This window comes from Streptomyces sp. NBC_01288 (assembly GCF_035982055.1).
Taxonomy (GTDB): domain Bacteria; phylum Actinomycetota; class Actinomycetes; order Streptomycetales; family Streptomycetaceae; genus Streptomyces.
The window spans coordinates 5,484,727-5,501,421 of sequence record NZ_CP108427.1 but is presented as its reverse complement, the minus strand read 5'-3'; the positions used below and the strand labels follow the sequence as shown (position 1 = coordinate 5,501,421).

The window sequence follows — 16,695 nt, the reverse complement described above, 5'->3', positions numbered from 1 at the left end:
TCCCTTCCGGGGTTTGAAGGCATTGTCAGTGGTGCAGTGCACTATCGAAGCCGGGAGGTGGTGCACGTGCGGGCTGGGGTCGGGTTCGACTGTGACGTGCTCGTGGTCGGTGGCGGGATTGTCGGGCTGTCTACGGCGTATGCGATCACGCGTGCCGCGCCGGGTACGCGCGTCACCGTGCTGGAGAAGGAGGCCGGGCCCGCCCGGCACCAGACAGGGCGCAACAGCGGAGTCATCCACAGCGGGATCTACTACCGGCCGGGGTCGCTCAAGGCGCGATATGCGGTGGGTGGGGCTGCCGAGATGGTCAAGTTCTGTGCGGAGTACGGGGTTTCGCATGCCGTCACCGGGAAGTTGATCGTCGCCACGGAGCGCGCCGAGCTGCCTCGCCTGCACGCGCTCGTGCAGCGCGGGCGGGAGAACGGCATTGCGGTCCGGGAGCTGGGCGGCGCCCAGATCGCGGAGTACGAACCCGAGGTGCGCGGCCTCGCGGCCATACAGGTCGCGACGACCGGCATCTGCGACTACACCGAGGTCGCCCGCCGCCTCGCCGAGGCCTCCGGCGCGGAGATCCGCTACGGCGCGCGCGTGGCCCACATCGACCGGCGCCCGGAGCGCGGGGTCGCCGTCCGTACGGTGACCGCGACCGGCGGTGACGTCGTCCGCGCCCGCGTCCTGGTCAACTGCGCCGGCCTGCACTGCGACGAGGTGGCCCGTCTCACCGGCGACGACCCGGAGATGCGGATCGTGCCGTTCCGCGGCGAGTACTACACGCTCACCCGCCCCGAACTGGTCCGGGGCCTGGTCTACCCGGTCCCCGACCCGGCGTTCCCGTTCCTCGGCGTCCACCTCACGCGCGGCATCGACGGCAGCGTCCACCTCGGCCCGAACGCGGTCCCGGCCCTGGCCCGCGAGGGCTACGACTGGGGCGTCGTAAGCCCCCGGGAAGTCGCCGCGACAGCAACCTGGCCCGGCACCTGGCACATGGCCCGACAGCACTGGCGCTACGGGGCGGGCGAGCTACGCCGGTCCATCTCCAAGACCGCGTTCACGGCAGCCGTGCAACGCCTCCTCCCGGCGGTGACCCCGGACGACCTGGTCCCATCGGCGGCGGGCGTACGGGCGCAGGCGGTCCTGCGGGACGGCACCCTCGTAGACGACTTCCTGATCAAGGAGGGACCGCGGGCGGTACACGTCCTCAACGCCCCAAGCCCGGCGGCCACCGCCTCCCTACCCATCGGCAGAGAGGTAGCCCGCAGGGCCCTAGCTGCACTGCACCGGGAACTACAGCACCGCTAAGGGGCGCGGAACTGCGCGACCAGCCACAGCAGACCCGCGCTCGCCAGACAACAGAAGCCACGCAGACGCAAAGGCGCACGCCCAGTAAAATCAACCCATTGTGTCTGACTCCCCCAACACCCCCGCCGAGCCCGCGCAGCGAATCCGGCCCAAGGGCGAACCCCGTTTCCCCGACGGGCCGACGCCCGACCCCGCCGGCTCCCACTTCGAACGCCGCATCCGAAGCTTCCAACCCCGCAGAAGCCGGGTGACAGCCGGCCAGGCAGACTCCCTGGAACGCCTGTGGCCCAAGTGGGGCCTGGACATCGACGGCCAACGAACCCTCGATCTCCCCGAGCTGTTCGGGAACGACAACCCCGTCGTCCTGGAGATCGGCTTCGGCATGGGTGAGGCCACCGCCCAGATGGCCGCCGACGCCCCCGCGACGAACATCCTCGCCGCCGACGTGCACACCCCGGGCCAGGGCAACCTCCTCCGCCTCGCCGACCACCACGGCCTGTCCAACATCCGCGTCGCCAACGGGGACGCGATCATCCTGCTCCGCGAGATGCTCGTCCCGGACGCGCTCGACGGCCTGCGCGTGTACTTCCCGGACCCCTGGCCCAAGAAGCGGCACCACAAGCGGCGCCTGATCCAGCCGGAGTTCCTCACCCTCGCCGCGACCCGCCTCAAGCCAGGGGCGACCGTGCACTGCGCGACGGACTGGGAGCCGTACGCGGAGCAGATGCTCGAAGTGCTCGACGCGCACCCGGACTTCGAGAACAGCCAACCTGAGGGCGGTTTTGCGCCCCGTCCGGAGTTCCGGCCGCTGACCCGTTTCGAGGGCCAGGGACTGGACAAGGGACATGTCGTGAACGATCTGCTCTTCCGTCGCGTACCCCACGACGACCAGCACTGACGACCAGCGCCGACGCCAGGCTCCCTCGCGGGCCGTGCCCTTACCTCGTTAGGGTCGATGCCGTGGCCACGTTTCCGCCGTACCCCCCGCACCCCGGCCACCCCGCCGGTGGTGTGGCCGGGCACGGGCCGCGGGTGCGCTGGTGGCAGCGGAAGTGGGTCCGTTACGGCGCGTTGATCGCCCTGCTGACGCTCTCCGGGCTCGTCATCCTCGCGCTGGTCCGCCAACAGACCGGCACGGAAGGGTTCTTGGTCGGGCTCGGGCTCGCCGTACTACCCGTCCCCCTCCTCCTCGCCGCCTTCCGCTGGCTGGACCGCGTCGACCCCGGCCCCTGGCGCAACCTGCTCTTCTCCTTCGCGTGGGGCGCCTGCGCCGCGGCCCTCATAGCCATCGTCGCCAACAGCTTCGCGACGAGATGGATAGCGACCACGACCGCCGATCCGACCAGCGCGGACACCCTCGGCGCGACCGTCATAGCCCCGATCGTCGAGGAGTCGGCGAAGGCGGCGGCCGTACTCCTCGTCTTCCTGTTCCGCAGACGGGACTTCACCGGGATCGTCGACGGGGTGGTGATAGCCGGGGTCACCGCCACCGGCTTCGCGTTCACCGAGAACATCCTCTACCTCGGCACCGCCTTCGGCACCGACCAGCTCACCGGCGACCGCGGCTTCACCTCCGTCACCGCGGCGACCTTCTTCGTGCGCATCGTCATGTCCCCCTTCGCGCACCCCCTGTTCACCGTCCTCACCGGCATCGGCTTCGGCATCGCCGCCCTCTCCCCCGACCGGCAGCACGTCCGCCGCGTCCTGCTGCCGCTGACCGGCCTGCTCCTCGCGATGGGCATGCACGCGATCTGGAACGGCTCCTCCACCTTCGGCCAGTACGGCTTCTTCGAGGTCTACGGCGTCTTCATGGTCCCCATGTTCGGCCTGCTGACCTGGCTGGCGGTCTGGACCCGGCAGCGCGAACTGCGCACCGTGCGCGAGGAGTTGCCCGCCTACGTCTACGCGGGCTGGCTGATCCCGGCCGAACCGTTCGTGCTCGGCTCGATGAAGGCACGGCGCTTGGCCCGCGAGTACGCCCGCCACCACCTCGGCAGGCAGGCGGCTCGCTCGGTCGCCCGGTACGAGGCCCACGCGACCTCTCTGGCGTTCCTGCGGCACCGGGCCGCGCGGGGTCGCGCCGGCGCCGATTTCGTCGTACGGGAAAGGGAGCTGCTGCACGAGCTGTGGCTGCGCCGGGAGGTGGCGCGGCCCGCGCTGGACTACGCGGCGCGCCGGACGGCGCCACCGGTACCGGTGGTGGTGCCGCCGTGGCCGCCGGTGTACGGGTCGTACGGGTCTCCCCTGTACAACCCGTACCGGTCATAGTTCCGAGGACATTTACGCCGACGCCTGCGTGAGGCGGGTGATCTCCGCCTCCGTCAGCTCCAGTTCGGCCACGCCCAGCAGTGCGGGGAGCTGCTCCACCGACCGGGCCGACGCGATCGGGGCCGCGACCGTGGGCTGGGCCGCGAGCCAGGCGAGGGCCACCGTGGCGACCGGGGCGTCGTGGGCCTGGGCGACCTCGTCGAGGGCGGTGAGGACGTTCAGGCCGCGCTCCGATTCGAGGTACTGGGCCGCGCGCCCGGCCCGCGGGCTGTCGACCGTCGTACCGGGGCGGTACTTGCCGGTGAGGAAGCCGGCGGCCAGCGCGAAGTACGGGACCGCGGCCAGGCCCTCCCGCGCGGCGAGCTCGCTCAGCTCACCCTCGTAGGTGTCGCGCGAGACCAGGTTGTAGTGCGGCTGGAGGGCGACATAGCGGGCGAGGCCCTCGCGGTCGGAGAGGTCGAGGGAGGCCCGGAGCCGCGCCGGGGTGATGTTGGACGCGGCGATGTGCCGCACCTTTCCCGCCTTCACCAGCTCGTCGAGCGCGCCGATGATCTCCTCGACCGGCACCTCGACCTGGTCGAAGTGGGTGTAGTAGAGGTCGATGTGGTCGGTGTCGAGGCGGCGCAGGGAGGCGTCCGCGGCGGCCTTGATGTTGGCGGCGCTCAGGCCCGGGAAGTCGGGGTGCTGGCTGACCTTGGTGGCGATGACGACGTCGGAGCGGTTGCCGCGGGCCTTGACCCACTTGCCGATGATGGTCTCGGACTCGCCGCCCTGGTTGCCCGGCGCGAACGCCGAGTACGAGTCGGCGGTGTCGACGAAGTTGCCGCCCGCGGCCGCGTAGGCGTCGAGCACGGCGAAGGAGGTCGCCTCGTCGGCGGTCCAGCCGAAGACGTTGCCGCCGAGGGAGAGCGGGAAGACCTCAAGGTCGGACCGGCCCAGCTTGCGAAGAGAAGTCATGACCCACTTCAACAGCCGGACCGGAACCGGATATTCCAGCCCTTTAGAGCCCTTAGAGCCCTTAGGGGTTGAGGCCCTTGCTGCGCAGCCAGGGCGCCGGGTCGCTCGCGGTGGCGGCGCCGTTGATGTGCACCTCCAGGTGGAGGTGCGGCCCGGTCACGTTGCCGGTCGCGCCCACGCGGCCGATGACCTCACCGGTGGAGACCTTCTGCCCGACGCTCACGTTGATCGAGGACTGGTGGCAGAACCACAGCTCGGTGCCGTCGTCGAGGGTGAGGATCGTGCGGTACCCGTACGACCCGGCCCAGCCCGCCTCGGTGACCGTGCCGCTGTGGATGGCCTTGATCAGCGTGCCGGTGGGAGCGGCGAAGTCGAGACCCGTGTGGTACCCGGAGGACCACATCGAGCCGGCCTGTCCGAAGGTGCCGGTGATCGTGTACGAGCCGACCGGCAGCGTGTACTGCTTGGCCAGCGCGGCGAGCTTCGCGGCCTCGGCCTTCTTCTTGGCGGCGGCCTCCGCGGCCTTCTTCGCGTCGGCGGCCTTCTTCGCGGCGTCCTTCTCGGCCTTGGCGGCGGCGTCGTCGACCTGCTTGGCGACGGCGGCCTCGACGGCGGCCTTCGACTTGCCGTCGACCTGCACCTGCTGCGACTCGGCCTGCGCCATGATCCGGTTGCGCAGCAGCTCGCCCGCGTCCGAGGCACCCTTGGCGGTCTCGGTGGTGGTCACGCCGACGCTGCTGAGCGCGGTCGCGGAACCCTTGGGGGTACTGCTGGACGAGTCGTCCAACAGATGACCCACGGAGGGCAGGTCGGGTATGGAGATCGATACCGGCGGCTTGCCGGTGTTGGCGCTGGCCATGCCGCCCGCGCTGACGGCGGCTATGACACCGACGCCCAGGACGGTGGAGCTGCGGGCGAATCCTCCGCCACCACGCTGCTTGGCGACACGGTGCTTGCCGCGGTTGGGAGCAACGGTCTCCGCGCTGGGATTCCACTCCTCCCAGGGGCCCTCGTCGGGGCGGTAACCGCCGTAGACGACAGGGGCTTCTGGGGCAGCCTGGTTGGACGCCACGTGGGCGTGCTCCTTTCCTTCCTTCTCGCCTACCGGGTTAGCTGACGGGTTCGGAGCAGGAAGGTCTCCTACGCGCGTAAACCGGCCGCGTTTCCACGGCAGTTGACGAGCGATTCACCCCAAGGTGGTGGTTCCCCGGTTCCCTTTCAGGATTCGGCGCGTGCGCACGGAGCCATCTCTAGTGACGGCTGGGACGACCGCGCTGCGTTATCGAACGTTAATAGACACGGGCGCCCGTTTCCAAGCTGTTCGGCTTGATCATTAACCTTTCCTTGCTGGACGAAGGGCCCACCACCGGCGAAAAACGGGCGAGTTGGCCAAGTCTCAGAATTCCCACAGGTATTGACGGCATGTCAGTTGTTATGCGGAGGGCTCCCACCCGGTCACCCGCCGTGACAACGGTCATGGATGCCGTACGGCGATCATCGCCATGTCGTCCGTCATCCAGCCCCCGGAGTACCGGCGCACCTCCTTGGCGAGGATGCCGAGCAACGCCTCGGGGGTGCGGAAGGTCCGGCCGGCCAGCCGCGCCCCGGGGTCGTAGAAGACACCGCGGGAGTCGCGCGCCTCGGACAGCCCGTCGGTGTGCACGAGGAGGGTGGCCCCGCCCGGGAACGCGAACTCTTCAGCACGGTCGGGCCAGACCCCCAACTCCCCCATTCCCAGGGGCAGTGCGGGCTCCTGGACCTGCAACGTACGGACGGTGCCGTCCTCGTGCAGGAGCAGCGGCGGCGGATGGCCGCGGTCGACGATCCGTACGACGCCGTCGCCGTGCGGGAGTTCGGCGAGGACGGCCGTGGTGAACCCCTCGAACGCGTCGAGCCCGTCGCGCCGGGTGCCCTCGCGCGCCAGCGCCCGCTCCAGCCGCTGCGCGACCGCCTCCAGGGTCGCCTCCTGCTCGGCGGCCTCCCGGAACGCCCCGATGACCACGGCGACGGCGGCGACCGCGCCCATGCCCTTGCCGCGCACGTCGCCGACGACCAGCCGTACGCCGTGCGGGGTGTCCTGCACCGCGTACAGGTCGCCGCCGATGAACGCGCCCTCCTGCGCCGCCTCGTACCGTGCCGCGATCGCGAACCCGCCGATGCGATCGGCCGGTTCGGGCAGGACGGCGCGCTGGGCGGCCTCGGCGATCTCGCGCGCGGAGGCGAGCTGTTCGCTGCTGCGGCGGACCAGGAGGTTGATCAGGACGGCGAGGACGGCGACCGTCGCCACGGTGACCACCTCGGTGACCGCGTCGGTGTCGAGGACGATGCCGAGCCTGATGTGGATCACCAGCACGACGGCTACGGCCGCCAGACCGGTGAGGACGGTGCCGCGCCGGGAGTAGAGCGGGGCGGCGACCAGCGGGGCGGCGGTGAAGAGCGGGGCCGCCGTGAATTCGGACGGGGTGAAGTAGTCGTAGAGCGCGGCGGCGATCAGCAGCAGGACGGGGAGGCGGCGGACGACGGCGCGGGCGTACGAGATCCGCCGGCCCTCGCCCTCGGGGCGGGGGGACGGACTGTCGCCGAGGCCCGGGTCGGGCGTGGGATCGCCGGGGAGGCGCCCGCCGGCTCGCACGTACGGACCCTCCTCCTCCACACGTCCAGTTTTTCCCGGTGGGGGGAGTGCGGCGAGCGGGGTGGGCCGACAGGGGGAGAAACACCAAGGGCCGGAACCCATTTCTGGATTCCGGCCCTTGGCCGTAGTAGCGGGGACAGGATTTGAACCTGCGACCTCTGGGTTATGAGCCCAGCGAGCTACCGAGCTGCTCCACCCCGCGCCGTTGTGATTGCAACTATACGCCATCCGCGGGGTCCGATGTCACACAGGTTTCAGTCGGCGGTGTTCCCGGCGTGCGTGAGGGTCTCCCAGGAGACGAAGAGGTCGTCGCTGCCGGCCGGGCGGGTGGACTCGGCGAGCTTGTGCGCGGCGGGCACCTTCACGCCGAGCCGGCCCTCCAGGTGGTTGACGGCGACCTCCAGGTCGGGCCCCATGTTCCGGTCGACCTTGCCGCCGCACAGCCAGGCGGGCGCGGGCTCGCCGAGCTGGTAGCGGGCGTGGAATTCGAGGGCCGCCTTGAGCCGGTCCTTGACCCCGTCGTAGAGGTCGACGCCCTGGTGCCAGGCGGTCTCGGCGATGTGCGCGGTCGCGGCCAGCGAGTACCCGACGTGCTTGAAGTTGCGGCAGGTCTCCTGGGCGAGGCCGTCCTTGAAGGTCGTCTGCTTGAACCAGTATGTCGTCAGCTTCTGCGGCGTGGTGAGCTTCGAGCCCACCGGGGTGAGCGGCACCCTGCCGTCCTTGGCGAGGTAGAAGTAGGCGGGCACGCGGTCGCGGAAGCGCTTGACGGCGGCGTCGAACGCCTTGTGGTCGTCGAGGAAGACGGCGATGCCGATCGCCGCGTCCGTCATCGCGAGGTCCCAGTTGCCGTTGTAGTCCGGCAGGTCCTTGGTGACTTCCGGCTCGTAGGCGGTACGCAGCATCGTCCCGAACCGCTTGACCCGGTCCGCCGGCCATCCGGCGCCGGGCGCGTACCGCACGATCTCCGCCGCCCGCGCCCAGGTCGAACCGGCCCACGCGGTCTGGAGCCCGGCGTCGTCGGAGGTGTGCTCCTTCATCTTCGCCGACCAGTCGTCCATGATCTCCCGCGCCTTGAGCGCGTGATGCTGCTTGCCGGTGATGCTGAACAGCAACGCCTGCGTGTACGCCGCGATCGCGTCCTCGCGCTCCTCGACACAGCCGTGCGCGGCCTTGCCGTTCCAGGGGCAGTCGACGTCCGCGGACGGCTTCGCCGTGTACTTGTACGACCCGTACTTGCTGTCCCGCATCCCGAAGTACGCCTTCAGCCAGGGCTGTTTGCCGGCGGTGACGTTCTTGCGCACGGCGTCCAGCTGGCCCTTGCTGACGAGGACTCCGGGGTGGGTGAACGCGGCGTCCGCGGGAAGCGCCCGGGCCATGGTCCGCGTGCCGGTGTCCGCCGTTCCGCACGAGGCGAGCAGTCCTACGGCTACGGACGCGCCCAGCAAGGTGATGGCGTGCCGCCGGCCCACTGACCTCATGTGTCCTACCTCCGCGTTGTCCTCCGCACCGGTTCTTTGTGAGCGTGACGTGGGAGGCGGTGGGGCGCAGGATTTGATGGGCCGGTCGGGGAGCCGGGGGGGTGGGGGGCCTGAAAAAGTGTGTCACTTTCGGCGAAAGTGACACACTTTTCCGGAGAGGGTGTCCCGGGTCAGCCGAGCAGATGCCCGTTCGGCGCCTTCGCTCGCTTCTCGTACTCCGGGAGTACGACCACGGTCACCCCCCGCGCTGCCAACATCCCGCTCCCGTCGGCCCCCGCGACGAACGTGTCGGGCTCGCGCCAAGCGGTCACCACCCGCCGTACGCCCGCGTCGAGGATGAGGCGGGCGCAGGGCTTGGGGCGGGAGGCGCGGTGGGTGCAGGGTTCGAGGCTGGTGTAGACGGTGGCCGTGGGGAGGCGGGGGTCGGCCGGGTCCAGCTTGGCCAGGGCCGCCTCCTCCGCGTGGACCACCGGGTCGCCCGCCTCGCGGGAGTGGCCCCGGGACAACTCCGTGCCGTCCTCCGCCACCACCACCGCGCCGACGCTGAACGCCGTCTCCGAGGGCGGGCAGTCTGCGGCCAGGTCGCAGGCGAGGGCGAGCCAGTGGTGGTCGGCGGCGGAGGGGAGGTCGCCGGTGCCGGGGGCGGTGGGTTCGTAGCGCATGAGGACCACGTCCTCGATGGGGCGGGTCTCCAACAGGCGCAGGCGGCCGGACTGGTAGGTGCCCGGGCCGAACAGGCGGGGGGCCTTGTCGTCGCCCACGAACAGGGGGGACAGGACCAGGTGGAGTTCGTCGGCCAGGCCCTGTTGGAGGAGTTGGGTGTGGATCGTGCCGCCGCCCTCGACCATCAGGCGGTCAACTCCCCTTACCGCGTGCAGGTGTTCAAGAAGGGCGCGCCAGTCGAGGTCGGGGCCGAGGGCCACGACGTCCGCCGCCAGGCCCCGTTCGCGTGCTCGCTCCGCGCCCTTGTCCGTCGTACAGACCAGCTTTTCGCCGCCCGTGTGCCAGAAGTTGGCCGTCGGGTCCAGGTCGCCGGAGGCGGTGACCGTGACCTTGAGTGGATACTCCGGCTTGCCTGCGGCTACGCGACTCGCCCTGCGCTCAGGGGAGTTGACCAGGAGACGGGGGTTGTCCGCGCGGATCGTGCCGGCGCCGATGAGGATCGCGTCGACCGATGCCCGGACCTCGTCGACACGGTCGAAGTCGGCCGGGCTGGAGAGGAGCAGCCGGTCGGGGCCGGTGTCGTCGAGGTAGCCGTCGAGGGAGACGGCGGCGGACAGCAGGACGTACGGGTGGGGCATCGACGCGCTCCCGGGTCATTGCTCGTGGGGATGGCGGGGCTGGGTGGAACGGCGGGGCTTGGTTCAAGTTTGAAACAAACCTACACTGGGGGCATGACGACTCGCTGGCTCACCGCCGAGGAGCAGCGCGCCTGGCGCGCGTACATCGCCGCGACGCACCTCCTGGAGGACGCGATCGACCGGCAGCTCCAGCAGGAGGCCGGCATGCCCCACCTGTACTACTCCATCCTCGCCAACCTCTCCGAGGTGCCGGACCGCCGGCTGCGGATGACCGACCTCGCCGAGAAGTCGAAGATCACCCGGAGCCGGCTGACGTACGCGGTGACCCGGCTGGAGAAGGACGGTCTGGTGCGGCGGGAAGGGTGTCCGTCGGACAAGCGGGGCAGCACCGCGGTCCTGACCGACGAGGGGATGGCCGTGCTGGAGCGTACGGCGCCGGGGCATGTCGAGACCGTACGGGCCGCGATCTTCGATCACCTCACGCCGGAGCAGGTGCGGCAGATGGAGGAGATCAGCGCCGGGATCGTGCGGGCGCTGGAGGAGCCGAAGGACGTTCCGTGGCGCCGCCGCTCCACTCCTTCGTGCTCGTGAGTCTTCCGGCGTTCGTTCGTGACCCGTCCCACAATTCTGTTGCTTCAAATTTCAAGCATGAGGTAGTGTCCGTCATCGTGGATGTGCTTCAAAACTGAAGCACTCACCGAGGCACATCCGCGTACCTGCCGCCGGACCACGGAGACCCGCATGCCCGACTTCCCCGCCGCCACCCCGCGTGCCCGCGTCCGGGTACCGCTGCGCTTCCAGGACGGCTACGGCGTCGACGCCGAACTCGTCACCTTCCACGGCCTGACCGACGGCCAGGAACACGTGGCGGTCGTCCTCGGCGATCCCGCCCCCGGTACGACCCCGCTGGTCCGGCTGCACTCCGAGTGCCTCACCGGCGATGTCTTCGGCTCCGCCCGCTGCGACTGCGGGCCCCAGCTGCGCGAGGCCGTCGAGCGCATCGCCGAGCGCGGCGGTGTCCTGCTCTACCTGCGCCAGGAGGGCCGCGGCATCGGCCTCTACAACAAGCTCGACGCGTACGCCCTCCAGGACCAGGGGCTCGACACGTACGCCGCGAACACCGCGCTGGGCCTGCCCGAGGACGCCCGTGACTACACGGCCGCCGCGCAGATGCTCAGCGCCCTCGGGATCACGTCCCTGGACCTGCTCTCCAACAACCCTGACAAGGCCGACCAGTTGCGCGGGCTCGGCATCGACGTCCACGACCGCGTGCCGACCGGTGTGTTCACCACCCCGCACAACGTCCGGTATCTACGCGCGAAGGTCCTCCAGACCCACCACACGCTGCCGCTGGGCCAGTTGACGGAGCTGAACGCGGGCTGAGCGGGGGCAGAGCAGCGTGGATGGTGTAGCGGGCTACACCATGCATTCGGGAGGGCACTCCCTCGTGCCGGAGAGCGGCCGCCGGAAAGGTTGAGACCACGATCTCGACCGCCCGCCGACACGGAGGCCCTCCCCAGCCATGGCAACTCTCCTTTATCGCTTGGGCCGTGTGGCCTTCCGGTGGCGCTGGTTCGTCACCCTGTTGTGGGTGGCGGTCCTCGGCGCCGTCGGATTCGCCGCCGCCAAGGCGCCGGCCGCCCCGGACGACGGCTTCACGATGCCCGGCATCGAGTCGCAGCGCGCCTTCGACCTGCTGGAGCAGCGCTTCCCCGGCACCGCGGCGGACGGCGCGAGCGCGCGGATCGTCTTCGTCGCCCCGAACGGCGAGAAGGTCACCGCGACCGAGAACAAGGCCGTGATCGAGAAGCTGGTCACGGAGGCGGCCGACGGTTCCCAAGTCGCCTCCGTCGTCGACCCGTTCGCCGCGAAGTCGGTGAGCGCGGACGCGTCCACGGCGTACTCCACCGTCACGTTCAAGGTGAAGGCCGACGACCTCACCGGCGCCGCCAAGACCCACCTGGAACGGGCCATCGACACGGCCCGGGACGCGGGCCTGACCGTCGAGGTCGGGGGCGACGCCCTCGCGACCCAGCCCGCGGCGGGCGGCAGCGCCGAGGCGATCGGCATCGCGATAGCGGCTGTGGTCCTGCTGGTCACCTTCGGTTCGCTGGCGGCGGCCGGCCTGCCCCTCCTCACCGCGATCCTGGGCGTCGGCATCAGCATGTCCGCGGTCCTCGCCCTGGGCAGCGCCTTCGGCCTCTCCGAGACCACCGGCACACTCGCCACGATGCTCGGCCTCGCCTGCGGGATCGACTACGCGCTGTTCGTCGTCTCCCGCTACCGGGAGGAACGCGAGAAGGGCCACGCGCCGCGCGAAGCGGCGGGACTGGCCGCCGGTACGGCGGGTTCGGCAGTGGTGTTCGCCGGCCTGACCGTAGTCATCGCCCTGGCCGGTCTGTCGGTGGTCGGCATCCCGATGCTGACGAAGATGGGCCTGGCGGCGGCGGGCGCGGTCCTCCTGTCGGTCCTGATCTCCCTCACCCTGGTCCCGGCCGCCCTCGGCTTCTGGCCGAACGCCGTCCTCTCCCGCCGCGAGCGGAAGGGCAGGGCCAAGGCCGGGCGGAGCAAGGCCAACGGCGAGAACGGGGGCAGCCGTTGGGCCCGGCTCGTCGTGCGCCGCCCGATCCCCGTCCTGCTGCTCGGCGTCGTGGGCCTCGGCGCGATGGCGCTGCCCGCGCTCAACCTCCAGCTCGGCATGCCCGGCGACGAGGCCAAGTCCACGGCCACCACCGAACGCCGTGCCTACGACGACCTCGCGAAGGGCTTCGGCCCCGGTTTCAACGGTCCCCTGACCATCGTCGTGGACGCGAAGAAGGCGGACGACGCGAAGAGCGCCGTAGCGACGGTCTCGAAGGACATCGCGGCGACGGACGGGGTGGTCTCGGTCTCACCCGCGCGCTTCAACTCGGCCGGCGACACAGCGGTGTTCAGCGTGACTCCCGCCACCAGCCCGACCGACGAGAAGACGAAGCGGCTCGTCCAGACGATCCGCGACGAGCGGTCGGACATCGAGTCGAAGGCCTCCGGCGCGAGCTTCGAGGTCACCGGCACCACCGCGCTGAACATCGACGTGGCGCAGAAGGTCCAGGGCGCGCTGATCCCGTACCTGGCGCTGGTGGTCGGCCTGGCGATCGTCCTCCTGCTCCTGGTCTTCCGCTCGCTGCTCGTGCCGCTGAAGGCGGCCCTCGGCTTCCTGCTCTCGGTCCTCGCGGCGCTGGGCGCGGTCGTGGCGGTCTTCCAACAGGGCCACGGGGCCTCGCTGTTGGGCGTCGAGCAGACCGGTCCGATCATGAGCCTGATGCCGATCTTCCTGGTGGGCATCGTCTTCGGACTGGCCATGGACTACGAGGTGTTCCTGGTCTCCCGGATGCGCGAGGCGTACGTCCACGGGGACGGGCCCGGGGAGGCGATCGTCTCCGGGTTCCGGCACAGCGCCCGGGTGGTCGTGGCCGCCGCGCTGATCATGATGGCGGTGTTCTCGGGCTTCATCGGTGCGGGCGCCTCGATGATCAAGATGATCGGCTTCGGGCTGGCCATCGCGGTGCTGTTCGACGCGTTCGTGGTCCGGATGGCGATCGTGCCCGCGGTCCTCTCCCTGCTGGGCAACAAGGCCTGGTACCTGCCGAGTTGGCTGGACCGGATCCTCCCCCGCATGGACGTCGAGGGCGAGGCCCTGAGCCGCAAGGTCCCGGCGCCTGCCGCCGACACGCCCACCGCCCGCCTCACTCCGGTCCCCTAGCTCCCTCAGACCGGGGCCGCCGAGAGCGGAGGCGGCCCCGCGGTGCCGGATCCCGTGGGGACGGGGACCGGCGCAAGTCCCGGGCCCGGCGACGGGGCACTCCCCCCGCCCGTCGCCGGGCCCGCGGACGTCCCCACCTCACCGAGTCACCAACTCGCCCACCAGAGAGGGCACTTCGATGAAAACCTCAGTGCAGGCCGGCGTGGCCGGGCTCCTCGCCTGCGGCACGCTGCTCACCGTCGTGCTGGTCACCCGCGACGGCGACGGCAACGACGACGACAGCCACGCCGGTATCGCCTACTCGGCCCCGTCGAAGGGCCCGTACGTGGCCCTCGGTGACTCCTACACGGCCGGCCCCGGCATCACCGACCCCACGGGCACCCCGGCCGGCTGCGACCGCTCCGCCGGCAACTACCCGGCCCTCGTCGCCGCCGAACTCGGCCTGAAGGGAGGAGACTTCCGCGACGTGAGTTGCAGCGGCGCCACCACCTCCGACCTCACGGCGGCACAGAAGACGGACGACGGCACCAACTCCCCACAGCTCAGGGCACTTTCGTCGACGACCCGCCTGGTCACCGTGGGCATCGGCGGCAACGACATCGACTTCAGCGCGATGATCAAACGGTGCGTGGCGATGGGCGCGCTGTACGAGATGACGGGCAGCGGCAAGTACGTCCCCGAGGACGCGCCCTGCGAACGGAACTACGTCAAGGGCGACTTGGACGCCGTGGAGAAGAAGATCGCCACGGCGGGCGAACGCCTCACCCGGGTCCTGGCCGAGGTCAGGCGCCGCGCCCCCGAGGCCCGGGTCTACGTCGTCTCGTACCCGGCGATCCTGCCGTCCGACAGCGCCGACTGCGGCCGGGAGATGTCCCTCGCACCGGGCGACGTGACCTTCCTCCGCGAGAAGGAGAAACAGCTCAACTCGATGCTGCGGCAACGGGCTTCGGAGGCGGTGGCCGGCTACGTCGACACGTACACGCCCTCCGCCGACCACAACGCCTGCGCGGCGAAGGACACCCGCTGGATCGAACCGCTCGTACCGGAGAGCCCGGCGGCGCCGGTGCATCCGAACGCGCGGGGCGAGCGGGGCATGGCGGACGCGGTGCTGCGCACGATCAAGTCGGCGCTGTAGGGCTGTCGTTCACGGTCCAAGGTGTCAACCCGTGGATCCGCAACCTAAGTTGCACCAGTGGACACTGTGAGTCACGAAAACTCCCTAGGCCGTCCCGGTCGGCCCGGCACAGCATGAGGCGACTCGTCCTCAAGTGATCGGGAGACACAGTGAACTCCTCCCCCACCGGTGTCGGCCGCCGCGCCTTCCTCGGCCGTACGGCAGGTGTCACGGCAGGTGTCACGGCCGGCGCGGCCCTGCTGAACACCCTGCCCACCGCCCCCGCATCAGCCACCTCGCGCGACGACGCGAGCCACCCCGTAAGAACCCAGTCAGGCCTGGTCACAGGTGTCCCCGCAGCCCTCCCCGGCGTCACCGTCTACAAGGGCATCCCGTACGCCGCCTCCACCGCGGGCGAGAACCGCTGGCGCGCACCACAAGCACCCCCCTCCTGGCAGGGCGTCCGCAAGGCCGACACCTGGGGCGCCGCCTGCCCCCAGCCGGTCACGGGCATCGCGGCCGACAAGGTGCCCCCGCTGAGCGAGGACTGCCTGAACCTCAACATCTGGACGGGGGCGGGGAGTTCACCGGCCAGGCGCGACCTCCGCCCGGTCTTCGTCTGGATCTACGGCGGGCGCAACAGTGCCATGTGGGCCTCGCAGCCGGTGTACGACGGGGCGAACCTGGCGGCCAAGGGCGCCGTCGTCGTGACGTACAACCACCGTGTGGGCGCCTTCGGCAACCTCGCGCATCCGGCGCTGAGTTCGGAGGGCGGGCACGGTGGTTCCGGGAACTGGGGTGTGCGGGACACGGTGGCGGCGCTGAAGTGGATCCGCCGCAACATCGCCGCGTTCGGGGGCGATCCGGAACGGGTGACGCTGGCGGGCTGGTCGCACGGCTCGTCGTTCGTGAACATCCTGATGATCTCGAAACTGGCCCGGGGCCTGTTCCACCGGGCCGTCCTGTCGGCGGGCGTGCAGTACACCAAGGACCCGGCACTGGGCCATGTGGCCGGCGGTTACGCGCAGTTGGCGGCGGCGGAGGCCAACGGCACGGCGTTCGCGACGTACATGGGCGCGTCCTCGCTGTCGAACCTGCGCGCGCTGACGGCCGACGAGATCGTGACCAAGGTGTACGCACAGGACGCCCCGGCGACGGCCACGAACTTCGGCAACGTACTGGACGGCTACGTCCTGCCGAAGTCGTACACGGCGGCGATGACGTCCCGTACGGAGTACGACATCCCGGTCCTCACCGGAAACAACAAGGACGAGAACGGCGCGTCCCCGACCCTGACGATGACGGTCGCGGCGTACGAGGCCTACGCGGCGACGACGTTCGGCGCCCAGGCCGCCGACTTCCTCGCCCTCTATCCCGCGACGACGGACGCGGAGGCGGCAGCGCAGTACAACGACTACGCCCGCGACGAGGAACGGGTCTCCACGTTCCTCTGGGGCACGCAGTTCCGCGTCACGGCCGCCAACCGCAGCCCCGTCCACACCTACTGGTGGACCCACGTCCCCCCGGGCCACGACACCACCAACCCGATCGAACCGGCGGACGGCGTCGGCGCCTACCACGGCGCCGAGAAGTACTACCTCTTCGGCAACCTGTACGGCACGGACCGCCCGTGGACGGCGGCCGACCACGCGATCGCCGACCGGACGTCGTCGTACGTCGCGAACTTCGCGGCCACGGGGAATCCGAACGGCCACGGGCTGCCGACCTGGCCGGCGTTGCGCACGTCGAAGCCGGTGGCGATGGAACTGGGTGATCATTTCGCGCCGTTGCCCGCAGCGGACACGGATGCCAAGTACGCGTTCCTGAAAGGGTATTTGGAGTCGCAGGCGACGGATTACTGACACCGAGCCGGAGCGGTCGGCGGTCGGCACGGACGCCGACCG

At 70.5% G+C, this 16,695-nt stretch carries 13 protein-coding genes, 1 tRNA gene and 1 riboswitch; of the genes, 8 read left to right on the top strand and 6 right to left on the bottom strand.

Translation table 11 applies throughout. The annotated features are described in order from the left end of the window. The first annotated feature begins 36 nt into the window (after positions 1-36). From lhgO to OG194_RS24685, 3 genes are all read left to right on the top strand, one after another. The gene (lhgO, locus tag OG194_RS24695) at positions 37-1,299 is read left to right on the top strand and encodes an L-2-hydroxyglutarate oxidase (RefSeq protein ID WP_442811620.1); all 1,263 of its coding nucleotides are present in this window, start codon (positions 37-39) and stop codon (positions 1,297-1,299) included. A gap of 100 nt (positions 1,300-1,399) precedes the next feature. Beyond that, complete coding sequence (gene trmB, locus OG194_RS24690; RefSeq protein WP_327402984.1) at positions 1,400-2,197, top strand: tRNA (guanosine(46)-N7)-methyltransferase TrmB; 798 nt, start codon at positions 1,400-1,402, stop codon at positions 2,195-2,197. Between the two features lie 62 nt (positions 2,198-2,259). Further along, complete coding sequence (locus OG194_RS24685; RefSeq protein WP_327402983.1) at positions 2,260-3,567, top strand: PrsW family intramembrane metalloprotease; 1,308 nt, start codon at positions 2,260-2,262, stop codon at positions 3,565-3,567. Between the two features lie 12 nt (positions 3,568-3,579). Here OG194_RS24685 and OG194_RS24680 read toward each other — a convergent pair whose 3' ends face one another. The 6 genes from OG194_RS24680 to OG194_RS24655 all read right to left on the bottom strand — a co-directional run bounded on the left by OG194_RS24680 (position 3,580) and on the right by OG194_RS24655 (position 9,935). After that, complete coding sequence (locus OG194_RS24680) at positions 3,580-4,524, bottom strand: aldo/keto reductase (RefSeq protein WP_327402982.1); 945 nt, start codon at positions 4,522-4,524, stop codon at positions 3,580-3,582. A 61-nt stretch (positions 4,525-4,585) separates the two neighbouring features. Next, a complete protein-coding gene (locus OG194_RS24675; RefSeq protein ID WP_327402981.1) occupies positions 4,586-5,596 on the bottom strand; it encodes a M23 family metallopeptidase in 1,011 nt (336 codons plus the stop codon). A gap of 11 nt (positions 5,597-5,607) precedes the next feature. Next, positions 5,608-5,765, bottom strand: a riboswitch (cyclic di-AMP (ydaO/yuaA leader). A gap of 233 nt (positions 5,766-5,998) precedes the next feature. Beyond that, the gene (locus OG194_RS24670) at positions 5,999-7,156 is read right to left on the bottom strand and encodes a PP2C family protein-serine/threonine phosphatase (RefSeq protein ID WP_327402980.1); all 1,158 of its coding nucleotides are present in this window, start codon (positions 7,154-7,156) and stop codon (positions 5,999-6,001) included. Positions 7,157-7,284: 128 nt separating this feature from the next. Continuing rightward, a tRNA-Met gene (locus tag OG194_RS24665) sits at positions 7,285-7,358 on the bottom strand. Positions 7,359-7,410: 52 nt separating this feature from the next. Continuing rightward, positions 7,411-8,634: an alginate lyase family protein gene (locus tag OG194_RS24660; protein ID WP_327402979.1), complete on the bottom strand. Its 1,224-nt coding sequence runs from the start codon at positions 8,632-8,634 to the stop codon at positions 7,411-7,413. A gap of 170 nt (positions 8,635-8,804) precedes the next feature. Next, positions 8,805-9,935 carry a dihydrofolate reductase family protein gene (locus OG194_RS24655; protein WP_327402978.1) on the bottom strand — a complete coding sequence of 377 codons (1,131 nt, stop codon included), beginning with the start codon at positions 9,933-9,935 and terminating at the stop codon, positions 8,805-8,807. A 93-nt stretch (positions 9,936-10,028) separates the two neighbouring features. Here OG194_RS24655 and OG194_RS24650 point away from each other — a divergent pair, with 93 nt between their 5' ends. The 5 genes from OG194_RS24650 to OG194_RS24630 all read left to right on the top strand — a co-directional run bounded on the left by OG194_RS24650 (position 10,029) and on the right by OG194_RS24630 (position 16,653). After that, on the top strand, positions 10,029-10,526 hold the full coding sequence (locus OG194_RS24650) for a MarR family winged helix-turn-helix transcriptional regulator (protein ID WP_327402977.1): 498 nt from the start codon (positions 10,029-10,031) through the stop codon (positions 10,524-10,526). 150 nt (positions 10,527-10,676) lie between these two features. Beyond that, entirely contained in the window at positions 10,677-11,318 is a 642-nt protein-coding gene (locus OG194_RS24645; protein WP_327402976.1) for a GTP cyclohydrolase II, read from the top strand. Positions 11,319-11,457: 139 nt separating this feature from the next. Continuing rightward, the gene (locus OG194_RS24640; RefSeq protein ID WP_327402975.1) at positions 11,458-13,677 is read left to right on the top strand and encodes an MMPL family transporter; all 2,220 of its coding nucleotides are present in this window, start codon (positions 11,458-11,460) and stop codon (positions 13,675-13,677) included. A gap of 178 nt (positions 13,678-13,855) precedes the next feature. After that, positions 13,856-14,812 (top strand): SGNH/GDSL hydrolase family protein, encoded by a 957-nt coding sequence (locus OG194_RS24635; protein WP_327402974.1) that lies wholly within the window; start codon positions 13,856-13,858, stop codon positions 14,810-14,812. 149 nt (positions 14,813-14,961) lie between these two features. Then, complete coding sequence (locus OG194_RS24630) at positions 14,962-16,653, top strand: carboxylesterase/lipase family protein (protein ID WP_327402973.1); 1,692 nt, start codon at positions 14,962-14,964, stop codon at positions 16,651-16,653. The last annotated feature ends 42 nt before the right edge of the window (positions 16,654-16,695 follow it).

Coding starts and splice junctions, on each gene's coding strand:
- OG194_RS24680 (WP_327402982.1), bottom strand. CDS start 4,524: ATGACTTCTCTTCGCAAGCTGGGCCGGTCCGACCTTGAGGTCTTCCCG.
- OG194_RS24645 (WP_327402976.1), top strand. CDS start 10,677: ATGCCCGACTTCCCCGCCGCCACCCCGCGTGCCCGCGTCCGGGTACCG.
- OG194_RS24660 (WP_327402979.1), bottom strand. CDS start 8,634: ATGAGGTCAGTGGGCCGGCGGCACGCCATCACCTTGCTGGGCGCGTCC.
- OG194_RS24650 (WP_327402977.1), top strand. CDS start 10,029: ATGACGACTCGCTGGCTCACCGCCGAGGAGCAGCGCGCCTGGCGCGCG.
- OG194_RS24635 (WP_327402974.1), top strand. CDS start 13,856: ATGAAAACCTCAGTGCAGGCCGGCGTGGCCGGGCTCCTCGCCTGCGGC.
- OG194_RS24655 (WP_327402978.1), bottom strand. CDS start 9,935: ATGCCCCACCCGTACGTCCTGCTGTCCGCCGCCGTCTCCCTCGACGGC.
- OG194_RS24640 (WP_327402975.1), top strand. CDS start 11,458: ATGGCAACTCTCCTTTATCGCTTGGGCCGTGTGGCCTTCCGGTGGCGC.